Here is a 20,723-nt window from a genome sequence, read left to right as displayed (position 1 = left end):
CTAGTACAACTAGCGAGATAATTTTTGCGACTAGCCTAATCATTGCTCATATCAAGGTATTACTCATACCAAGGCTTAGCACCAATAACTTCTTTTAATCGTGTTAAGAATCTTGCCGTTCTTTCAGCTCTAGCACGTTGGTCGGTATTAAGTAAGGCGACAATATCTGCTTGCGGTAATTCATAATCACTTAAAAGCCTAACTAAATGTCCCTGGTTAATTTCTTTGGCAACATCCCACTCAGATCTTGAAATTATCCCATAACCATCCATCGCCCATTGCTTTATCACATTACCATCATTACAAGATAATTGCGGAATAATACGGATTGATTCAGTACTGCCAGTATTTCGATGCTGCATTTTCCACATAGTCACATCCTCATTATTTTCCTTTAAGGCGATACAGTGATGTTGTCGTAATTGCGCAGGATTTTCAGGCATACCATATTTGTCAATGTATTGAGGCGATGCACACAAAAAGCGTTTATTCGTAGCTAACGTAGATAGTTTTAATGTCGAGTCTCTAAGCTCGCCAATGTTAATAATAATATCCCACGAATTTTTCTCTGACCAATCCGGGTTATCTGATAATTGCAATTCAACCGATAAGTTCTGATGCTGCTGTTGAAACTCAGTAATTAACGGCGCGATATATTTTCGGCCAAAACCTAGTGGCGCTAAAACTTTCAAACAACCTGCAACTTCATTGCGCTGACTGTATATCGCCTCATGCATATCATCCATTTCGGCCAGAATTAGCGCTGCACGCTCAGCTAGGAATACTCCCTCTTCCGTCAAACTAATACTGCGTTTGTGCCTATCAACTAACTTTAACTTCAGTTTGTTTTCTAAGATTTGCAGCCTTTGTGTAATGGAAGGTGGCGTTACATTCAGTGCTCTAGCCGTTGCCGCAAGAGAAGTATTAGAGGCGACCGTTCGAAAAAATCGCAAGTCATCACTGTTTATCATTAAGTTAAAACCTAATTAAAGAATAAGTTTTAGTTAATATTAATCTACACAAAGCTTACGTACAATCCATTCATCGAAATTAATAACTCATCATTTATAGGATATGTATGTTTAAAAGAATAATCACCTTACTGGCTATTTTCCTGTTAACGCTAAGTGTAAAAGCAACAACTCTGGAACACTATCAGGCAATGCTTCAACCTAGCCAAGCTAAACAAGATATTGAGCAATGGTTAACTTTCATTGATAAAACCCACCCTGACTTATCTTATACCGTTAAAGATATCAACGGCTTCTATCAACAGGTGAATGACTTTAAAAAAAGCATCACTAAGTCTATTTCGGTACGGGAGTTTTGGCTTAAGATGATGACATTTAATAGCCTAATGTCAGATGGTCACGCATCAATTACACCAACAGCTCGAAACAGCTTAATTAAGAGCTACCTTAACAATGGCGGCACATTATTCCCTTTTACGGTAAAATTCGATAATGAAAAACTCATTATTAAAAGCAAGTTAAATGGCTCTGCTACAAAGCTTGCAGGTTGCCGTATTACTAAGATAAATGGTTTATCTATAGATGAGGTGTTGACTCCCTTAATAGAAAGAACTCATGGCGATAGTCATGAACATAGAAAAGTGATTCTAGAAACACGATTTGCAGCCTATTACTGGATGATGTTTGGCGAACAAAAGCAATTTAGCTTAGACATCACTAAAGGTGATATTAATATCGCAAACATTTCAATAGAAGCTGCAAGTGAAATAGCAGCTAAAGACAGCAGTTTTGAAGCAAACTTTCAGTTTTCACAAATTAATGAAAATACCGGCCTGCTGACCGTTAATACCTTTTTATGGCTAGAAGATGAAGCGAGAGTGTTTGATTTTTTCGAATCTACGTTCAAGCAAATTAAAGAAAACAAGTTAACTCATTTAATCATAAATATTAGAAGAAACGGCGGTGGTGATGATCACTTCTGGAAACAAGGTATTGTTAAGTATATTGCCAATAAGCCATGGAAGTCAGGCTCAAATTATAAGGTTAAAGTCATTGCTGGTAGAGTTGGTAAAGATCAAAAAGAAGGTGATGTAGTTGAAGGTGAAATTACTACCATAGAGCAAGTAGATACCGACAACCCACTAAGATTTACAGGTAAGGTATCCGTATTAGTAAGCCCATATACTTATTCTTCCTCAATATTATTTACCAATACCATGCAAGACCATGGATTTGGCACGCTAATTGGCGATAAAACTGGCGGGAAAAGCGGACAAAGCGGTGGCATTCAGCGCATAACATTAACTAACTCAAACTTAACAAGCGTTATACCACGCTTTTGGTTAGCCAGACCTAGTGGCACAGATAACTTAGCACTGATTACATTAGATAAAATCATCAGTTATGATCCACTACAACCTGAACAACTCATTGACAAGCTACTCGCTGAGTAAAAGCGCAATCATTAATGAGCCTATGAGTATCAAGCAATAAAACTACTTGATGCTCTTTTTCAACGATTAACTAGAGTAAACGAATGGAAATCCCAGTCATTACCTTTGAATTAATAGCCATATTATTTGCCATCGCGATCTTAGCTGGCTTGCTCGATACTTTAGCTGGCGGTGGCGGACTCATCACCATTCCAGCATTAATATTAAGTGGTGTTGGGCCATTAACCGCGTTAGGCACCAACAAACTACAAGGCAGTATGGGCACAGCCACCGCAACCTATATTATGCTGCGCTCAAAGCGAGTAAAATGGCGCAAGGTACGAAGCTTAATGCTAATTGCCTTTCTAACAGCAGGCCTTGGCTCACTCGCCGTTCAGTTCATTGATTCTGCCATGCTAAGTTATATTATTCCTGTGGTGATTTCTTTTATTGGCGTGTATTTTTTACTATCACCTCCCCCTTCACAAGATATTGAAAAGTCAGATAAATCTAAACGTTACTACAAGAAAATCGCCGTACCTGCCATTGGCTTTTATGATGGTTTTTTCGGCCCAGGCACCGGCTCATTTTTTACTTTAGCTGGAGTCAGTTTAAAAGGCGGAGATATTATTAATGCGACCGCAGTTGCCAAAACATTAAATTTTGCCACCAACGCCGCCTCGTTAATTGTATTTTTACTCGCCGGCAAAATTGCTTGGCTTATTGGCCTTGCCATGATGTTAGGACAAGCCATTGGCGCTTGGCTAGGTTGTCATTGTCTTTTTAATATCAACCCTAAGTTATTAAGAGTGCTGATTGTGGTTATGTGTTTTGCTATGTTGATTAAGTATTCGTATGAGATGAATTGGCTTGCTTTTTAATAGCCGTTTAAGTTGTGCATTCTGCATTAGCTTGCAAAGTTAATAGCCACGAAAACAGATTACTGTGCGCAGTTTATGTCGGGATTATTGTCTTGACTTGTACCTTGATATATACCTTGAATTGTACCTTGATTTCTATCTTATTTTTCACCTTAATCTTAGCAAAATTAAAGCAGGCTTATCTTTTAACAGCATAGCGAAATAAAGTCCCTGCTAGAGAGCCTTATGATGAACAGGTATAAATAAACCACAACCGTCATCAAGTAAGACTCTCTACTAAGGCGAATAAACCTTTACTGATTTATTAAACAATCAACGCTTTTAATTGATAGTCACATAATCCGCTTGATAACCGTTAGTATGCACTGATAAGCAGTTATCATTGGCATCAGTTACCAGCCACTTATTGCCAGGGTAACCTGTTTGAGTTACACGCTCGCCTTGAGCTAAAGTATAATAGTAAATACGCTCGGCATTCTCATACTTTAACCAGTACACCTTAATATCGCTCTCACGATTATTGGTGAATTCAATACCATAGTACTCATCAAACGTTTCAGCTGTTGATGGCGCAATATTACTACAACTAGTATCTTCTGGTGATGCGATAACAATAGTCTCTTCATCAATATAAGGGCGCAAGTGTGGAACCTGAGCAACCGCTGTTACTTTGTGAGTACCCGGAGTTAATTCTGCAACAGTAGATGTGCCATAGCCTATATTACCATCTATATCTGAAGACCAAATAATATAATTACTAATATCATCACCATAACGCACCGCAGTAGCGCTTAGCGACACACTAGTTCCATCAATGTTGTCAACGCTAATATCAATACAAGTTGCAGGACCTGAAGGGCCACCACCTGTTGAAGTTTCTACATAACATTGTTCGGCAAAGCTTTGCTGACTTGCAAAAGACGTTAGCGCGAATACGAGTACAGAGGCGAGTTTATTTGACATTTCCATAATACCTTTTATTAAAAATAAAAATTGAATCCTAAATTTGTTCGCTAGTTACGAACAAGCAAAGTATACAAAATACAAAACATTTTTAAACAAGATATCATCTGAGTTATTTTGACAAATTCGCATTAGTTTTTTTAAGGGTAATTAGCAAACTTGTCATAAAAGTTAAATAAAACCTCTTAAATATTAATATGATAATATTAATCGAATAAAAAACAAAAATAATACCAAATAAACCCAGTAATAAAAAAATCACAAGTATAAAAATATACAAAAAAAACAAAATCAACGTAGGCACGCTAGCTAAATCACCTTCTTGGCGTTGCGCTTTAGTGCAAAAGCATTAACTGACTAAACCATTAACTTATGGCCGCGACTTTGTGTAATCGATAAAAACCAATGATATTGCTGAGCAAAAATCCACTTTCTAACGCGATCGCCATTGGCGAGCCGACATAAATATTATGGATAAGCCAACTTAAGGTACCAAACATCATAACAATGCGTAAACGCTTCTGCTCAGTAAAAAATGCTCCGAGCGTAAGTAAAGCGCTACCAACAATAGCATATAGCTCATAATACTCAGCTAACTGATTTAAAGGTGGAATAATGATCAATAATAAAAACAAGATCAGTAAACACTTATTCTGATACTTAATAAAAACGGCATAGCGTAGGCTGGCTATTGCCATTAACAGCGCCGCATTGTAAACATCAAGAAGGTAAAAGTGAATTGAGGTTAATGCCGTAGAGGCACTTAAAGCCAATAGCACTTGCCAGCGTTTCGCTAATTGAAACGAAACTATATCTAAACTGATGGCAATAACCATCAAGATCTGTGACAAAAGAAACATAGTGAACTCCTTAAAATCAGCATTATCTAGTGATAATTTTAATAAGTAATTCACTTAAGTTAATTTACTAACAAATAGAGTTAAGATTGTTTTATTCTTGTCTTTAGCCGCGATAATGCCTGAGGAGTGGTCGCTAAATAATTAGCCAGATCTTGATTCGAGACTGCTTCAAGCCAATTTGCTTTATATTGCTGTAAAAATTGATAGCGTTGCTCTAAAGTATTGAGTAATAAAAACGCCTCTTTGGCTTCTTTAAACAGTAATTGTTGCTCTAACAAGCGTAACCTTAATGTTTGCCATTTCAGACTATCAAGTAGCACTAACGGCACCTCAACTACTTGTGCATCAGCTAAAGCGGAAATCTGATAATAGCTCGGTGTTTTACGCAGCCATTCAGCAAATAAAAGGCTTAACTCTGTTGGAAAATAAAACTCTTTATAACGTACCCGCCCTTCCTCATTGACTCTAGATGACACCAACATGCCTTGCTCTAGGTAATAACCAAGCTCTTGTCTGTTACCTTGCATCAACAAAATGTCGCCACGGCGATAATTACGCCGTTTTAACTGTGGATTCTCAGCTAAAAGCGCCAACATCAGTGACTGACAATGCTGACAAATTTCTCCTAAGGCGTGATAAGGCAAATTATTCTCCGGCACGGTTGTTACATATTCGCGTTAATAATAGCCTGACAAAAGAGTTAGTAAGCTATATTTTATCGCTGCAGTTTAACGCCGATAAAAGTGGATTAAAAGCCCTGTTTAAATTACATAAAGTGCGTATGTTTGCCTGCCTGGCGTGGCGGTGGCGACGGCACGAAAAGAGGAACGAGCGCAACCCCAGATACCTGACGTATACGTTAATAAAAAGTTCATTCCTGAACACCGGCAGCTCTCGACACCCATGTTTCGGGTCGAGGCTTGCCATGGCTAGTTAGTCATTTCATTGCTGAGATGGGAGCTAGTTGATCTACTAGCACAGATAAGCCCGAGCTAGCGCACTTATGGTTCATCAGGGAATTGCTCTCGAATTTGTAGAAATTCATCAAAGTTGTCAATAACAATATCAACCAGCTTGGCTTCAAACTTTTTGCCTTTTTCGCTAATTAAAAAAGCCCTAATTTGCTCATTAGGCCATACTTTTTTATAACAGCGTTTAGAGCCAAGCGCATCAAATACATCGGCAACAGCCATAATTCTTGCTTCTAAAGGAATATCTTCACCCGCTAAACCATCAGGATAACCACTACCATCCCAATTTTCATGATGATAATGGGCAAGCTTAGCACCTAATTTAGAGACACTAACAGTAGATTTATTTAAAATTTCTCCACCGAGTTGAGCATGAGATTTCATTATTTCCCACTCTTCCCCTTCGAGCTTACCGGGTTTATGTAAAATGGCTTCAGGTACACCGATTTTCCCTAAATCATGCAACGGAGCAGCTAACTTAAGCGCCTCTATATAGCCCTCATCTAAATTCAGTTTTTTCGCAATTAACTCACAAATAATCGCCACACGTTTAACATGGGCACCTGTTTCTTTACTACGCGCCTCTACAGCCTCACCAACAACAAACAGCAACTCTTTTTGTGTTTTTTCAATTTCTTGTTGTTTGGTTAAACTCTCTAAAATCAGCGCGACATTGGTAGCAAATAACTCAGCTAAATTCGCTTTAAAGTGCTCACTATCGTCTTCAAACTCAATATAGAGCACAGAGGCAGCGCTAGTACCTGCTTTATAATAGCCAACAAAGCAGGTATTGTCGGTATAATGAGACTCTTCTTTAAATACTTGTAGTATTCGTTGTTTAACATCATCGTCAATATCTGAAGACTCCAGCGAATCAGACTCACAAACATACTTTCCCGTACAAGCAATAATTGAGCTGGTTGATTGCTGAGCAAAATCTACTTGGGTTCTAGCAATGTAAAGGGCTGAGCTTTCAACATTCATTAAGGCGAGAAGGTGATTAAGTGCTGCTGAGCCAAACGGCCTAAGCTGATTAATTTTAAGCAAGTCATGAGTTGCTTCTATCAACTTTTTAAAGGCATCTAAACTGCGTTGAATGGTCATAATATCACGGTAAGCCCTTATACTCGCATAGACCGTGGTAATCATCTTATTGGCAGTGAAGTCTGTTTTTTCCTTATAGTCGTTAATATCAAAGTCTTTGATAACCTTAGCTTCTGGAGCACTGCCCGCCTGACCTGTTCGCAATACCAAACGAATCGCCTGATTTTTGTGAACCTTACGTATCCACTCAACCAACTCTAAACCGGCATGATCTGTTTCCATAACAACATCAACAAATGCCATACAAAAGCTATCATCTGTTGATAAAATTGATTTTGCTTCTTCACTACTATAAGCAGAAACTATTTCCAATTGACGATGCTCTATTTCAGCATCGGCGAGCACTAGCTTGGTCACTTGATGAACAGAGTCATCATCATCAATAACCAGGATTCGCCATAGTTTTTCTTGCTTTTTATCGACGCTATTTTCAGTTTCATCTTCATCCTGAAAAATAAAGTTACTCATCTGATTTCAATCACTTAATTAGGCCATAATAATCAGTGTAATTCAGATATAGCATTTTGACTAATCTTGAAGGGGTTAAATTAAAAAATCTTTATTTACACCATAAAAAAAGCGACCTAGGTCGCTTTTTAAATTCTGCTTTAACTAAGGTTTAGTTAAAGCTGTTTACAACCTGAGATACGATATCTCTAATTGCTACTGATGGTGTTTCTTTATCATCAGATGTTAAACGTTTAGTTGCCCAGCCATGCCATACGGGTTGATGTGTTTTTACATCATAAACATCAATTGCTAGCTTTCCTTCAGTATATTGTCTAACCGATGTTTCCGTGCCCATATGAACTGAGCCATAATAACCACGTCCACCATAGTAACCGCGCCCCCAACCAAAGCCAGTGTTGTATGTTGCTGGGTAACTATTCACCTTAATTTTATCTCGACTGCCTACTGTATAGGAAATAGTAAAATCAGCCTGCTCTGGATCATCAATCAGCTTATAGCCCTTAGCAATAAATGCTTCTTCAATAGCGTCATCAACACGCACTTTCATTACCGGGTTAATATCCGCCGGCGGTGCCATAATTTTCCCTTTGGTTAACCAAGCAAAGGTTTTATAGTGGATTGTTTCAATTTCAGTGTTTCTATCAAAATCAACCTTTGCTGCATTTGTGGCGCAGCCGACAACAAACACTGACAAGACAAAAATCATTACTTTTCTAATTTGGCCCATAATACTCTTCCATTTCTTTGGCTTGAATGCCTAAATTAATTCAATTAGTTCAACAAAGCTGTCACAGTTTGTTAACGAGTTTAATATAAATCATATTCAGTCACTAATATAGGGGCTAAACCTCTATATTACATAAAAAAAAGAGCTAACTTGTTAGCTCTTCTATAGTAAGCGTGTCTAGTGCTGTTTTACCATTTCAACAAATTTGCTCTGTATTGGCTCACTAGGCTCGCTATCTAACTTACTAACAATATAAATAGCAATCGCACAAACAATAAAACCCGGTACAATCTCATAGATGTATGAGCTTAACGGCTGCTCATTAATGGTTACTGGCGCATAAATCCAAAGCAGTACTGTTAATGCCCCTAAAATCATCCCCGCTAAAGCACCATTACGTGTCATTCTCTGCCAATACAGGCTTGCAATCACAACTGGACCAAATGCAGCACCAAAACCAGCCCATGCATTACTCACTAATGTCAAAATAGTGCTATTTCTATCATAAGCAAGAAAAACAGCGACCAAGGCCACAATAAGCACAGAGATACGGCCAACTAAAACAAGCTGTTTTTCACTGGCTTGTTTATTTAAAAACACTTGATAAAAGTCACTGGTAAGAGAGCTTGAAGTCACCAGTAATTGCGAAGAAATGGTACTCATAATTGCAGCTAAAATCGCTGCCAGTAAAAAGCCGGCAATAAGTGGGTTAAACAATATTTGAGAAAGCACAATAAAAATGGTTTCCGCATCCTTTAATTCCATCCCTGTTTTAGTTACATAAGCAAGACCTGCCAAACCAGTGGCCATAGCGCCAATTAAAGCGACTATCATCCAACTCATTCCTATACGACGAGCAATTGGCATATCATCAACATGACGAATCGCCATAAAACGAACAATAATATGTGGTTGGCCAAAATAACCTAAGCCCCAAGCCATCGCAGAGATAATACCAATAAAAGTGACGCCGGAAAAAACATCTAGCAGTTCTGGATTAATCTGAGAAATTGTTGCTTGCATTTCAGTTAAACCACCCACTTCACTCACCGTGACTACTGGCACAAGTACAAGCGCGATAAACATAATACAGCCTTGAACAAAGTCGGTAAGGCTGACAGCCAAAAAACCACCAAATAAAGTATAAGCAACAACAACCCCTGCCGTTACATAAAGACCAAGTTCATAATCTAAAGCAAAGGAGCTTTCAAATAACTTACCGCCAGCAACAATACCACTAGAGGTATAAAGGGTGAAAAAAACCACGATAACAATCGAAGAGACCACTCGAAGCAAGCGAGAGTTATCATTAAATCGATTCTCAAAAAAATCAGGTAGAGTGATAGAATCATTAGCCACTTCGGTATAAGTTCTTAACCTAGGCGCAACAATTAAATAGTTAAGGAAGGCGCCAATAATCAAACCTAGTGCAATCCATAAACTACTAACACCTGAAATATACATGGCACCAGGAAGGCCCATTAGCATCCAGCCACTCATATCAGAAGCGCCAGCAGAAAGTGCGGCAACACTCGGTGATAAATTTCTACCGCCAAGCATATAACCAGACACATCACTGGTTGATTTACGATAGGCATAAAACCCTATCCCTAACATAACAATAAAATAAAGTCCTAATGAAAATAGTGTACCGAATTCCAAAAATCACCTATAGCTCACGATTAATAACGCAATTAAATTAACAAGATTGAGGTTAAAAAGATACCATTGCGACAAAAAGGTATAATTTATAAAAATAATGTAACAAAACTAATGAAAAACACTTCGCTTTGCCATATATTCAGTAAATAAGAAAACTAATTAAACAAGCAGTCCGATTTCTCTATGTATTTTTACGCAGCTCGACAACCTATTTTAGATAGAAATAAAAAACTTTTTGCCTATGAGCTTTTATTTCGAGACAGTTTAGATAATGTCTTTCCCGATATAGATGGTGATGAAGCCACCAGTAAAATGATTGAAGCTAGCCAGTTTAATATGGGTATTAGTGAGTTTACTGGTAGCAAACCTGCCTTTATCAACTTCACCCAAGATACTCTGGCAAAAAACTACCCAGAGATGTTAGCACCAGAAGAAGTGGTAATAGAGATACTTGAAACGGTAAAACCAGGTAAAAAGCTCCTTGCGCAATGTAAAGAGCTACATCAAAAAGGTTACACTATAGCCCTAGATGACTATGTTCACCAAAGCGTTTGGGCGCACTTCTACCCTTTCATTAAAATCATCAAGGTTGATATTAAAGATACCAGCCTTGAAGATATCAAGCAGATTATTAACGCAGTAAAAGATCATTCGCATATCCAATTATTGGCTGAAAAAGTAGAAACTTACGAAGAATACAACCAATTATTGCAAATGGGCTTTGAGTACTTCCAAGGCTTCTTTTTTGCTAAACCAGAAGTGGTCAAAACCAAAAGCTTATCACCATCGCAAATGGCAATGGCAGAGCTGCTTTACGAAACATCAAAACCTGAGCTAGATCTTAATAGCATAACCAGTGTATTTGAGCGTGACGTTTCACTATCATACAAATTGCTTCGCTATGCCAACTCAGCTATTTTCAGACGCAGAAGCGAGATTTCAACAATAAAGCAAGCGCTGGTGATTTTAGGCTCAGGTGAGCTTAAGCGCTTTTTAGGTTTAATGTTTGCTGTTACCGCAAACCCTGATAAGCCAACCGAATTAATTAAACTTGCCATGACTAGGGCTAAGTTTTGTGAGCTAATTGCCCATGAAATTCCTTCTAAAATTGATATTTCTATTGCTTTTCTTACTGGGTTACTCTCAATGATAGATGCCATATTAGATGAAGATATGGCAAGTGTTTTAGAAAAGCTGCCGTTAGCGCAAGAAATTAAAGATCCACTCCTTACGCGTAAAGGGGTTATGGCTGCTTTAATTAAGCTAGTTGAGCTAATAGAACATGCTGAGTGGGACAAAACCGATATTGTTATGGACAAATTAAAGTTAAACAAAGAAACAGCGGTTGAACATTATAATCAAGCGCTCAGCTGGGCTGATGAACAAACTCAAGTGACAGGTTCTTAGCACTTTAATTTAGTAATATATACAACAAGAAAGGGAGCGTTTAGCTCCCTTTCAGATTACTGACAAACCCCGTCATTCTGTTCGGGGTTTGTCTTTTATGAGCAGCCGTAGGCTGCGATCTCGATATTTTTCTAGCCACGTCTTTTCTATTTTATTTGGTTTTTCTGGACTTGTTTGGGGCTTATCTTCCCTATTTGGCGTGTTAATGTCTCGAATTGAGCTTTTAAAGGGCTATCCTTTTTAGATTGCCATTATTTGGGGAATATTTGATAGCGTCATTGCTATCTTCTTCATATTTTGTGCTGCCGCAGCCATATATGCTTGCATTTGAACATTATGCTTACCTCGGTATCTTGCATACCTGTGACCATGGTGTTGTTTTGCATCAGCAAAACTTCTTTCAACGGTTTCGCATCGTCGTTTGTAAAGGTATTTACCAAGGCTTGTTAAGCGAAATTCATTAGCCCGATCTTGACTCGCAGCCATTACGTGGCGTGTTATCACTTTCTTATGACTTTTACTCTTAGTGCAATCTTTTAATTGAGGGCAATTAACGCATACCTTGGGGTCAGAATGATATTCTCGGTAACCCTCTCGACTGGTGGTCGAGTAGATTAACGTTTGCTCTTGCGGGCAGGTATACGTATCTGCTTTCTCGTCGTATTTGAAGTGCTTTTTCTTAATGGCATTCTTCGTTCGTGAAGGACGACGGTAACCAAACACCCCTTGGATGTTACGTTGTTCCAGATTAAAACAGACGGGCGCTGTGAAGTAGCCTGCATCAATACCAACAAATTCAGGGGATAGTGCAAAGCGATTTTCAATGGCATCAAGGCGAGCAATGTATGGTTGAGAATCGTGGACATTACCTGGCGTAATATGCGTATCTACAATAATGTTATAGTCGTTATCTACGGTTCTGTGGTCTAGGTAGAAAAAACCTTTTGGCTTTTCATCTCGGTGCATATAACCGCTATCACTATCGGTTTTACTTACCTTATTCCGCTTTATCTCACAATAGCCTTTATCCTTGAGTGGCTTTTTTCCAGCCGCTTTACGGTCTGCCTCCACAGCTTTGTTGATTTGCTTAATATAGGCACTGGTTGAGACGGGTTTGAGCTTGTTGGTGAACTTTCGTTTATTGGCGTTTGCTTTTAAGTGTGTGCTGTCGGTGAATAAGGCTTTGCCCCCAACTAGACCATGTTTAATGGCTTGTTGGACGATGTGATTAAATATACGTTCAAATACATCTGTGCCATTGAAACGACGAATACGATTTTGACTAAGTGTTGAGGCATCGATAACTTTCTCGGTAAGCCCCATGCGGAGAAACCATCGATACGCGACATTTACTTCGATGTCTTTGATGATTTGGCGCTCACTTTTAATACCAAATAAGTACCCAAGTAGCATAATTTTAAATAGCTGGACTGGCTCCACCGGAGGACGACCATTATCAGTGCAATATAAGTCTTTGACTTCATCTCGAATAAACTCAAAGTCAATATACTTATCGAGTTTACGAACTAGATGGTTGGCTGGAACTAACTGGTCTAGCGTGACCATTTCGAGTTCATGTTGTTGCGGGGAAGGTTCTCTTAACATGGTTAATTTTTGTAATTTTCCATGTTTTTATTAGATCAAAGTCCTAGACTACTGTCTAGGACTTTGTCATCAGTCTGAAAGGGAGCGTTTAGCTCCCTTTTATATGTTTGCAATGGGTTAATTAATAACCATTTGGGTTTTCTGATTGCCAACGCCATGTATCGGTAATCATATCGGTTAAATCCAATTTAGCTTGCCAATCTAATAAGTCATTTGCTAAGTCAGCATTAGCAAAAACAGTGGCTAAATCTCCCGCCCTTCTTTTTGCAATCACGTAAGGGATATTTTGACCGCTGATTTTTTCAAAAGTCTCTACAATTTGTAAAACTGAAGTACCATTACCTGTACCTAAGTTAATTGCCTTACAACCAGAAATTTTATCCAAATTTTGCAACGCTTTTACATGGCCTTGGGCAAGGTCAACCACATGAATGTAGTCACGTACACCTGTGCCATCTGGGGTATCATAATCATCACCAAACACCTGTAACTGCGCCAATTTTCCCACCGCTACTTGCGCAACATAAGGTAATAAGTTATTTGGAATACCATTAGGGTTTTCACCAATTAAGCCTGATTGATGAGCGCCAATTGGGTTAAAATAGCGTAAACAAGCGATAGACCAAGCTTCATCACTTTTAGCCAAATCAAATAAGATATTTTCAACCATTAATTTAGTTTGACCATACGGATTGGTCGCTGAGGTTGTCATTGACTCATCAAGTGGTGAGGTATTATTACCATAAACAGTGGCAGATGAGCTAAACACAAGCTTTTTCACTGCGTACTTCGCCATAACTTCAAGCAAAGTTAATGTACCAGCAACATTATTTTGATAATATGCCAATGGCTTCTCATTTGACTCACCTACTGCCTTCAAGCCGGCAAAGTGAATAACGGCTGCTATCTTATATTCCGTAAATAGCGATTCCATCGCGGCTTTATCACAAATATCGGCTTCAACAAAGCTAACTGTCTTACCGGTAATTTGCTTGATACGCTCAAGAACTTTTACCGAAGAGTTTGCCAAATTATCAACAATAACAATATCTTGATAACTTGATTCTTCGGCTAACTGTAATAATTCAACTACGGTGTGGCTACCAATATAACCGGTACCACCTGTGATTAATAAACTCATAACTTGCTGTTTCCTTACAAATTTTTCCAGCAATTGTATTAGGTATAATATTTTGCCACAGCGGTAATAAATTCACCAAGCATTTGCTCTGGTAATGCGTTAATTCCTGCAGCTGCGGCTCTGCCACCACCAGTAGGAAAGGCTGCACAAATATCTCCCGCACCTTGTTTATTATTTAAAGGGGCACGTAAACTCACGGTAAAGCTATTATCACTATTACGCGTTAATACTGCGTGAGCTTTATCTGGTGATTGATTTGCCAGTTCATTACCAAATACACCACTCACCCTTCTAGCCCAAGCTTCATCAGCTAATAATACTGCTTTAACCTTCTCCTGCTCTGCGAGTACTTCCGATTTCGCAGCTAGAGCCATATCCTGATGGTAAGCAGCTTTTAATTTTGCAAAAATTGAATCTGGCTGATTAACAAGTAGAAATGGGTCTGGGTAATCAAGCAATGCTTTATACAAATCAGCAGGATGATAATGTAAGTCTGCAACGCTTCTGCCATAACCATTGTAGTTAATATAAATACCTAACTCTTCAAGCTGTCCTTGCTGGCTTTCACTTAAGCTATATTGCTGAGCAAGGGCGGTTGCTGACGCCTTCATATTATCACCAAAAGCTGCGGCTATAGCCCAATAAACATATTTACCATTTAAATAGCGATTAACCAATAAACTGGTACAAGTATTTGCGTCAGTATCAATAATAGCGTGTAGCTTGTCTGACTCTGGAATATTGCCTGCTCTGTGATGATCAACATAAAAAACATCAATATCATGATTAAGTAGTGAAGTTAACGCATCAGCGTTTTTTTCCATTGAAATATCAAGTGCAGTAACAGACGTTGCCGTATTTTCGTCAACTTGTTGTAACAGACTGATATCACGCTTTACGCCAGTTATTAACTTAGCTTCTTTTGGCGAAGCTAAACGTAGTTGTAACAAGGCAATAATGCCATCAGCATCGCCATTAAATACATCAAAATGCATATTTCAATCTCTATCTATTAAAAACTAAAAAGACAACTGTAAGTACAGTTGTCTTTATAAAGCCCTGTATTTTTATTTCAGCGTTTAAGAAATAAAACCTTGCTCAATTAAGTGGTTAACAATTTGCTCTGCACACTGCTCAACAGACTGCTGATCAGTTTTCACATGAATTTGCGGCGTTTCAGGCACGTCATAATCTGAGTCTATACCGGTAAAATCTTTAATTTCGCCCGCCCTAGCCTTTTTATACAAACCTTTTGGATCTCTTTGTTCGCAAACAGCGATGGGCGTATCAATATAGACCTCAATAAACTCACCCGCAGCAATTTTCTCTTTTGCCAAAGCGCGATCACTGGCAAAAGGAGAAATAAATGCGGTTGAGACAATTAAGCCCGCATCTAAAAATAGTTTTGCCACTTCTGAAATACGGCGAATATTTTCAACACGCTCTTCATCAGAAAAGCCCAAGTCACCGTTTAAACCATGACGAACATTATCACCGTCGAGTAAATAACTATGACAGCCTCGCTCAAAAAGTAACGCATCAACCGCATTTGCCACCGTCGACTTACCCGAGCCACTTAAACCAGTGTACCAAAGCAGGCATGGCTTTTGTTTCTTCAGTTGAGCACGTTGTTCTTTACTCACATGCTGATCATGCCATACCGTATTTTCTGTTTTCATGGGCTCTTTACTCAACTCACTATAAATTTAAAAAGGAAAAATAAATGGGATCATCAGCATGACTGTTAGGCTATAGACAAAAGAAATTGGTAAGCCAAATTTAACAAAATCTTTTAACTGATAATTTCCCGCGTTATAAACCATTACATTCGTCTGATAACCATATGGACTAATAAAACTGCCACTGGCAGCAAAGGCTACTGCCATAACAAACGGCGTTGGATCAACATTTAAACCAATCGCCATATTATAAGCGATAGGAAAAGACAAAGCCGCCGCTGCGCTGTTGGTAATAAGCTCGGTCATAACTAAGGTCAAAATAAAAATAACCACAAAGGCTAAATAAACACTTTGCCCCTGTAACACCTGCTCAATGCCATTGGCAATAAGTTGTGCTATGCCGGTATTTTCAATCGCGGTTGCAAGCGTTAACGCACCAAGCACTATCATCCATATTTCTAATGGAAAGCGGCGTTTAATTTCATTAACGGTAAGTGAACCACTAAAAATAAGATAAGCCACATAAATAAACAGCGAGCTTAATAATGATATTGGTGTAAATACTGAAATCAAAATTGCGGCAAAAAAGCCCCAAACCGTGGTATAATCGCGCCAACCGCTGAGCATATTTTCAGCTTGTCTACCCGAGACAATGAAAAAGTTTTTGCTTAAATTGGTGCGTGTGGCAAAGTCTTTACCAACCGCCAGAACAAGTAAATCACCTGACTGTAAGACGATATCACCTAATTTGCCAGATAAGGCACTACCTTCACGTCTAATCGCGACTACCGCTGAATCAAATCGAGCCCTAAAGCCCGCCTTTTTCAAGGTTTTTCCGGCAATGGCTGAGTCAGGCTTAATCAATACTTCAGTTAAGTTTTCTTTAAGTAAATCATCTTGCTCAGCAAACAAGGTTAAGCCATCAAACTGCTGCAAAGTTAATACTTTGGAAATATCGCCACTAAAGATTAACTTATCTTTCGCCTGTACACTTTCTTCAGGAGTTACAGGGGAAATAAGCCGCCCTTGGCGTACAATTTCAACTAAAAACAGTGAATCTAGATTTCTTAAGCCATTTTCTTCAATACTTTTACCAATCAAGGCAGAAGACGTTGACACTTCAGCCTCTAACAAATAGTCATTAATAACCAACTTAGCTTGTGCCATTTTAGGCAATTGTCTTGCGCGAAAAACAATAAATAACAAGCAAGTAAGTAATGCCGTTAAACCTATAATAGTGAAATCAAAAAACTTAAAGCCGGCAGCGCCTTGCTTAAGCATTAAACTATTAACGATCAAGTTGGTAGAAGTACCAACTAAGGTTAAGGTGCCGCCAAGAATAGCGGCAAATGAAAGCGGTAGTAATAAACGCCCAGGGTTAATTAAGGTATTTTTCTTAACGGTATTTATTAAGGTAGCCACTACAGCAGTATTGCTCATAAAGGCAGAAGCAAACGCTGTACCTAGCAATAAACGCAGACTAGATTTAATTTTTGAGCCATTAAAAACACTGGCAGATAAGCGGCGAAGAATGCTGGTGCGTTCAAAGGCAAATGAACATAACACCAGCAAAATTAAGGTCACTAAGCCTGGATTAACGGCGTTAGCTAAAATATCATCAGCAGTAACAAATGACAGTACTAAACAAACCAACACAGTAACAGAAAAAACCCGCTCTGGTACTTGCTGGTATTTTACTAAACTAGCAAAAGTGGCGATAAATACCGCAATCATCAACCACTGTTCAATTATCATCAATTGCCCTATCTAACGTAAGTTAGTGATAATGATTATTTAGTAATATCACGAGCACCCCAATGAGGGAAGTGCTTGCGTACTAGCGCATTGAACTCTAATTCAAAGTCTGAGTACTCATGAACGGTTTCATCAAGTGCATGATTAATCATACCAGCGCCGACAGTAATATTGCTTAATCTATCAACAATAATAAAGGCACCTGAACCTTTGTTTTCTTGGTAAGAATCAAAATGTAATGTTTCACCAACAACAAAGTCTACTGTACCAATATCGTTAACCGCTAATTGAGTACTTGGTAACTTTTCCATCGTGTTAATATCAAATTTATTCACTATGTTATCAGCATGACCTGTGGTCATTTTACTACCATGCTTGATAAAGTATTCACGACCAGATTCCAGTTCGTTTTCATGCATCCAGACAACGGTGGCATTAAACTCTTTTGCTGACGTAGGTAAATTACCTTTTTTAACAATAATCTCACCGCGACTGATATCAATTTCATCTTCTAAGGTTAAGGTAACTGCCATCCCCTTATCAGCACGTTCTAAGTTACCGTCAAAAGTAACGATTTCTTTAACAACACTTTCTTTACCTGAAGGTAAGGCAACAATAGTATCACCCACCAAAACATGGCCTGATGCGATAGTGCCAGCAAAACCGCGAAAATCTAAATTTGGACGGTTAACGTATTGCACTTGGAAACGAAATTGCGTGAATTCATCTTGCTCTTTAATATCAATAGTATTTAAAAGCTTCATTAAAGTTGCGCCTGGGTACCAAGGCATATTTTCACTTTCTTCAACCACGTTATCGCCGTTAAGCGCCGACATAGGCACAAAGCGAACATCATTAAAATTCAATGACTCAGTAAACTCACGGTATTCTTTTTTAATGGCTTGATAACGCTCTTGCGAGTAATCAACCAAATCCATTTTATTCACGGCAACAACAATATGCTTAATGCCTAATAATGAACAAATAAATGAGTGACGACGTGTCTGCGTTTGTACACCATAACGCGCATCAATTAAGATAATCGCTAAATCACAAGTAGAAGCGCCTGTTGCCATGTTACGGGTATATTGTTCATGACCAGGGGTGTCAGCAATAATAAACTTACGCTTATCTGTTGAAAAATAACGATAAGCTACATCAATGGTGATGCCTTGTTCACGTTCTGATTGTAAACCATCTACCAATAAAGCTAAGTCAACCGCTTCACCTGTTGTACCTGATTTTTTTGAATCATTTTCAATGGCAGCAAGTTGATCTTCAAAAATCATTTTTGAATCGTGTAATAAACGGCCGATTAAGGTACTTTTACCATCATCTACGCTACCACAGGTTAAAAATCTAACTAGCTCTTTGTTTTCGTGCTGCTTTAAATACGCTTGAATATCGTTTTCAATTAAGTCTGATTGATGACTCATGTTCTTTCCTTCACCAAGCAGGTAAAATCGCTACCTGCTCTGATTTTAAATTTATCAATAGTTACTAAGTAATGTGCTTGGGGTTATTGTTTAAAAATAACCTTCCATTTTCTTCTTCTCCATAGAGCCTGCTGAGTCGTGATCAATAACACGACCTTGACGCTCTGAGGTTTTCGTCAGTAACATTTCTTGAATGATTTCAGGTAATGTCGCGGCATCTGATTCAACCGCGCCTGTTAATGGATAACAGCCTAATGTTCTAAAGCGTACACTTTTCATTTGTACTTCTTCATCTTCAGCAATTGGCATACGATCGTCATCAACCATAATTAAAGTACCATCACGCTCAACAACTGGACGTTTAGCTGATAAATACAAAGGAACAATTGGAATACTTTCTAAGTAAATGTATTGCCAGATATCTAACTCAGTCCAGTTTGATAATGGGAAGACACGAATACTTTCACCTTTATTTACCTTACCATTGTAGATATTCCAAAGCTCTGGACGTTGGCTTTTTGGGTCCCAACGATGATTTTTATCTCTAAAAGAGTAAACGCGCTCTTTCGCTCGTGATTTTTCTTCATCACGACGAGCACCACCAAAGGCGGCATCAAAACCATATTTGTTTAATGCTTGCTTTAATGCTTGAGTTTTCATGACATCCGTATGCTTAGCACTACCATGCGTAAATGGACCTATGCCCATAGCTAAGCCTTCTGGGTTTTTGTGTACCAGTAGTTCAAAGCCATAATCTTTTGCCATTTGATCACGAAACGCGATCATTTCTTTGAATTTCCAGTCAGTATCAACATGCAAAAGTGGGAAAGGTATTTTACCTGGTGCAAATGCCTTGCGAGCAAGGTGTAAAAGAACCGCAGAGTCTTTACCCACTGAATATAACATCACTGGTTTATCAAATTCAGCAGCAACTTCACGAAAGATATGGATAGATTCAGCTTCAAGCTTTTTTAAATGGGTTAAATTCATTTGCCTACACAAACTTATATCAGAAAAATATGGGCTCGATAGTGCCATAAAGTGTAGTTTTTTTCCATAGTATAAATAGCTTCTTTATAACCAAAACGAATAAAAAAAGATTAATTTGCACAGATATAGAAATATACAATAAAAAACCAGCGATAACGCTGGCTTTTGCAGGTAAATGATTCACTTAAATTTAGATAGTCAATCGCGCTAAATTATCTTGGATAATTTTTTCACCTATACCTTTTACATTAAGCAATTGTTCCACCTCAACAAATTGACCAATTTGCTGTCGGTATTTCACGATTGCTTGTGCTTTTTTATGACCAACACCTTTTAACGTTTCCAGTTGCTCAACCGAGGCATTATTTAAACTTACTTTAGCAAGCTGATGGTTATGCTGTTTAGCTGATTGACTTGTCAGCTCATTTGCTTGAGCTACACTGGGTAGAAAACTTGCAGCGAGGGCAATTGAAAACGCGGCAACTAAAACATGACGAGATTGATGTAGTGCTTTTTTCATAATAAAATCCTTGTTAAATCCATGTATTAATCCAAATACTTATCTTAGCTACTCGCAATGTAATCATTACATAACAACGAAAGTAACTACTTTTAGGTTTAGACAACAAATCTTGCGTAGTCAATATATTGTATAAATAAAAGTCGA

At 38.4% G+C, this 20,723-nt stretch carries 18 protein-coding genes; 3 read left to right on the top strand and 15 right to left on the bottom strand.

Annotation, left to right across the window (positions count from 1 at the left end):
* Positions 1-59 precede the first annotated feature (59 nt).
* A complete protein-coding gene (locus EMK97_RS00610; protein ID WP_130598467.1) occupies positions 60-971 on the bottom strand; it encodes a LysR substrate-binding domain-containing protein in 912 nt (303 codons plus the stop codon).
* A gap of 107 nt (positions 972-1,078) precedes the next feature.
* Here EMK97_RS00610 and EMK97_RS00605 point away from each other — a divergent pair, with 107 nt between their 5' ends.
* Complete coding sequence (locus EMK97_RS00605; RefSeq protein ID WP_130598465.1) at positions 1,079-2,425, top strand: S41 family peptidase; 1,347 nt, start codon at positions 1,079-1,081, stop codon at positions 2,423-2,425.
* Between the two features lie 83 nt (positions 2,426-2,508).
* Positions 2,509-3,285, top strand: coding sequence for a TSUP family transporter (locus EMK97_RS00600; protein ID WP_130598463.1), 777 nt, complete (start codon positions 2,509-2,511; stop codon positions 3,283-3,285).
* Positions 3,286-3,606: 321 nt separating this feature from the next.
* Here EMK97_RS00600 and EMK97_RS00595 read toward each other — a convergent pair whose 3' ends face one another.
* From EMK97_RS00595 to putP, 6 genes are all read right to left on the bottom strand, one after another.
* Positions 3,607-4,248, bottom strand: coding sequence for a hypothetical protein (locus EMK97_RS00595; RefSeq protein WP_130598461.1), 642 nt, complete (start codon positions 4,246-4,248; stop codon positions 3,607-3,609).
* A gap of 365 nt (positions 4,249-4,613) precedes the next feature.
* Positions 4,614-5,108 carry a YgjV family protein gene (locus EMK97_RS00590; protein ID WP_130598459.1) on the bottom strand — a complete coding sequence of 165 codons (495 nt, stop codon included), beginning with the start codon at positions 5,106-5,108 and terminating at the stop codon, positions 4,614-4,616.
* 80 nt (positions 5,109-5,188) lie between these two features.
* Positions 5,189-5,767 carry a Crp/Fnr family transcriptional regulator gene (locus EMK97_RS00585; protein WP_246028845.1) on the bottom strand — a complete coding sequence of 193 codons (579 nt, stop codon included), beginning with the start codon at positions 5,765-5,767 and terminating at the stop codon, positions 5,189-5,191.
* A 342-nt stretch (positions 5,768-6,109) separates the two neighbouring features.
* On the bottom strand, positions 6,110-7,651 hold the full coding sequence (locus EMK97_RS00580) for an HD domain-containing phosphohydrolase (protein WP_130598457.1): 1,542 nt from the start codon (positions 7,649-7,651) through the stop codon (positions 6,110-6,112).
* A gap of 151 nt (positions 7,652-7,802) precedes the next feature.
* Positions 7,803-8,381 (bottom strand): DUF4136 domain-containing protein, encoded by a 579-nt coding sequence (locus EMK97_RS00575; protein ID WP_130598455.1) that lies wholly within the window; start codon positions 8,379-8,381, stop codon positions 7,803-7,805.
* 177 nt (positions 8,382-8,558) lie between these two features.
* The gene (putP, locus tag EMK97_RS00570; RefSeq protein WP_130598453.1) at positions 8,559-10,043 is read right to left on the bottom strand and encodes a sodium/proline symporter PutP; all 1,485 of its coding nucleotides are present in this window, start codon (positions 10,041-10,043) and stop codon (positions 8,559-8,561) included.
* 183 nt (positions 10,044-10,226) lie between these two features.
* Between putP and EMK97_RS00565 the strand changes: the two genes are divergently transcribed.
* Positions 10,227-11,450, top strand: coding sequence for an EAL and HDOD domain-containing protein (locus EMK97_RS00565; protein WP_130598451.1), 1,224 nt, complete (start codon positions 10,227-10,229; stop codon positions 11,448-11,450).
* 240 nt (positions 11,451-11,690) lie between these two features.
* Here EMK97_RS00565 and EMK97_RS00560 read toward each other — a convergent pair whose 3' ends face one another.
* From EMK97_RS00560 to EMK97_RS00520, 8 genes are all read right to left on the bottom strand, one after another.
* The gene (locus EMK97_RS00560; RefSeq protein WP_130598330.1) at positions 11,691-13,055 is read right to left on the bottom strand and encodes an IS1182 family transposase; all 1,365 of its coding nucleotides are present in this window, start codon (positions 13,053-13,055) and stop codon (positions 11,691-11,693) included.
* A gap of 121 nt (positions 13,056-13,176) precedes the next feature.
* On the bottom strand, positions 13,177-14,196 hold the full coding sequence (galE, locus tag EMK97_RS00555) for a UDP-glucose 4-epimerase GalE (RefSeq protein ID WP_130598449.1): 1,020 nt from the start codon (positions 14,194-14,196) through the stop codon (positions 13,177-13,179).
* 38 nt (positions 14,197-14,234) lie between these two features.
* Positions 14,235-15,191 (bottom strand): DHH family phosphoesterase, encoded by a 957-nt coding sequence (locus tag EMK97_RS00550; RefSeq protein ID WP_130598447.1) that lies wholly within the window; start codon positions 15,189-15,191, stop codon positions 14,235-14,237.
* 84 nt (positions 15,192-15,275) lie between these two features.
* Positions 15,276-15,875, bottom strand: coding sequence for an adenylyl-sulfate kinase (cysC, locus tag EMK97_RS00545; protein WP_130598445.1), 600 nt, complete (start codon positions 15,873-15,875; stop codon positions 15,276-15,278).
* A 27-nt stretch (positions 15,876-15,902) separates the two neighbouring features.
* A complete protein-coding gene (locus EMK97_RS00540; protein WP_130598443.1) occupies positions 15,903-17,630 on the bottom strand; it encodes an SLC13 family permease in 1,728 nt (575 codons plus the stop codon).
* Positions 17,631-17,665: 35 nt separating this feature from the next.
* A complete protein-coding gene (gene cysN / locus EMK97_RS00535; RefSeq protein ID WP_130598441.1) occupies positions 17,666-19,066 on the bottom strand; it encodes a sulfate adenylyltransferase subunit CysN in 1,401 nt (466 codons plus the stop codon).
* Between the two features lie 90 nt (positions 19,067-19,156).
* A complete protein-coding gene (cysD, locus tag EMK97_RS00530; RefSeq protein WP_130598439.1) occupies positions 19,157-20,056 on the bottom strand; it encodes a sulfate adenylyltransferase subunit CysD in 900 nt (299 codons plus the stop codon).
* A gap of 190 nt (positions 20,057-20,246) precedes the next feature.
* Positions 20,247-20,576, bottom strand: coding sequence for a ComEA family DNA-binding protein (locus EMK97_RS00520; protein ID WP_130598437.1), 330 nt, complete (start codon positions 20,574-20,576; stop codon positions 20,247-20,249).
* Between the last annotated feature and the right edge of the window lie 147 nt (positions 20,577-20,723).

Source organism: Litorilituus sediminis (assembly GCF_004295665.1).
Taxonomy (GTDB): Bacteria; Pseudomonadota; Gammaproteobacteria; order Enterobacterales; family Alteromonadaceae; genus Colwellia; species Colwellia sediminis.
This window is presented reverse-complemented; position numbering and strand designations above follow the sequence as displayed.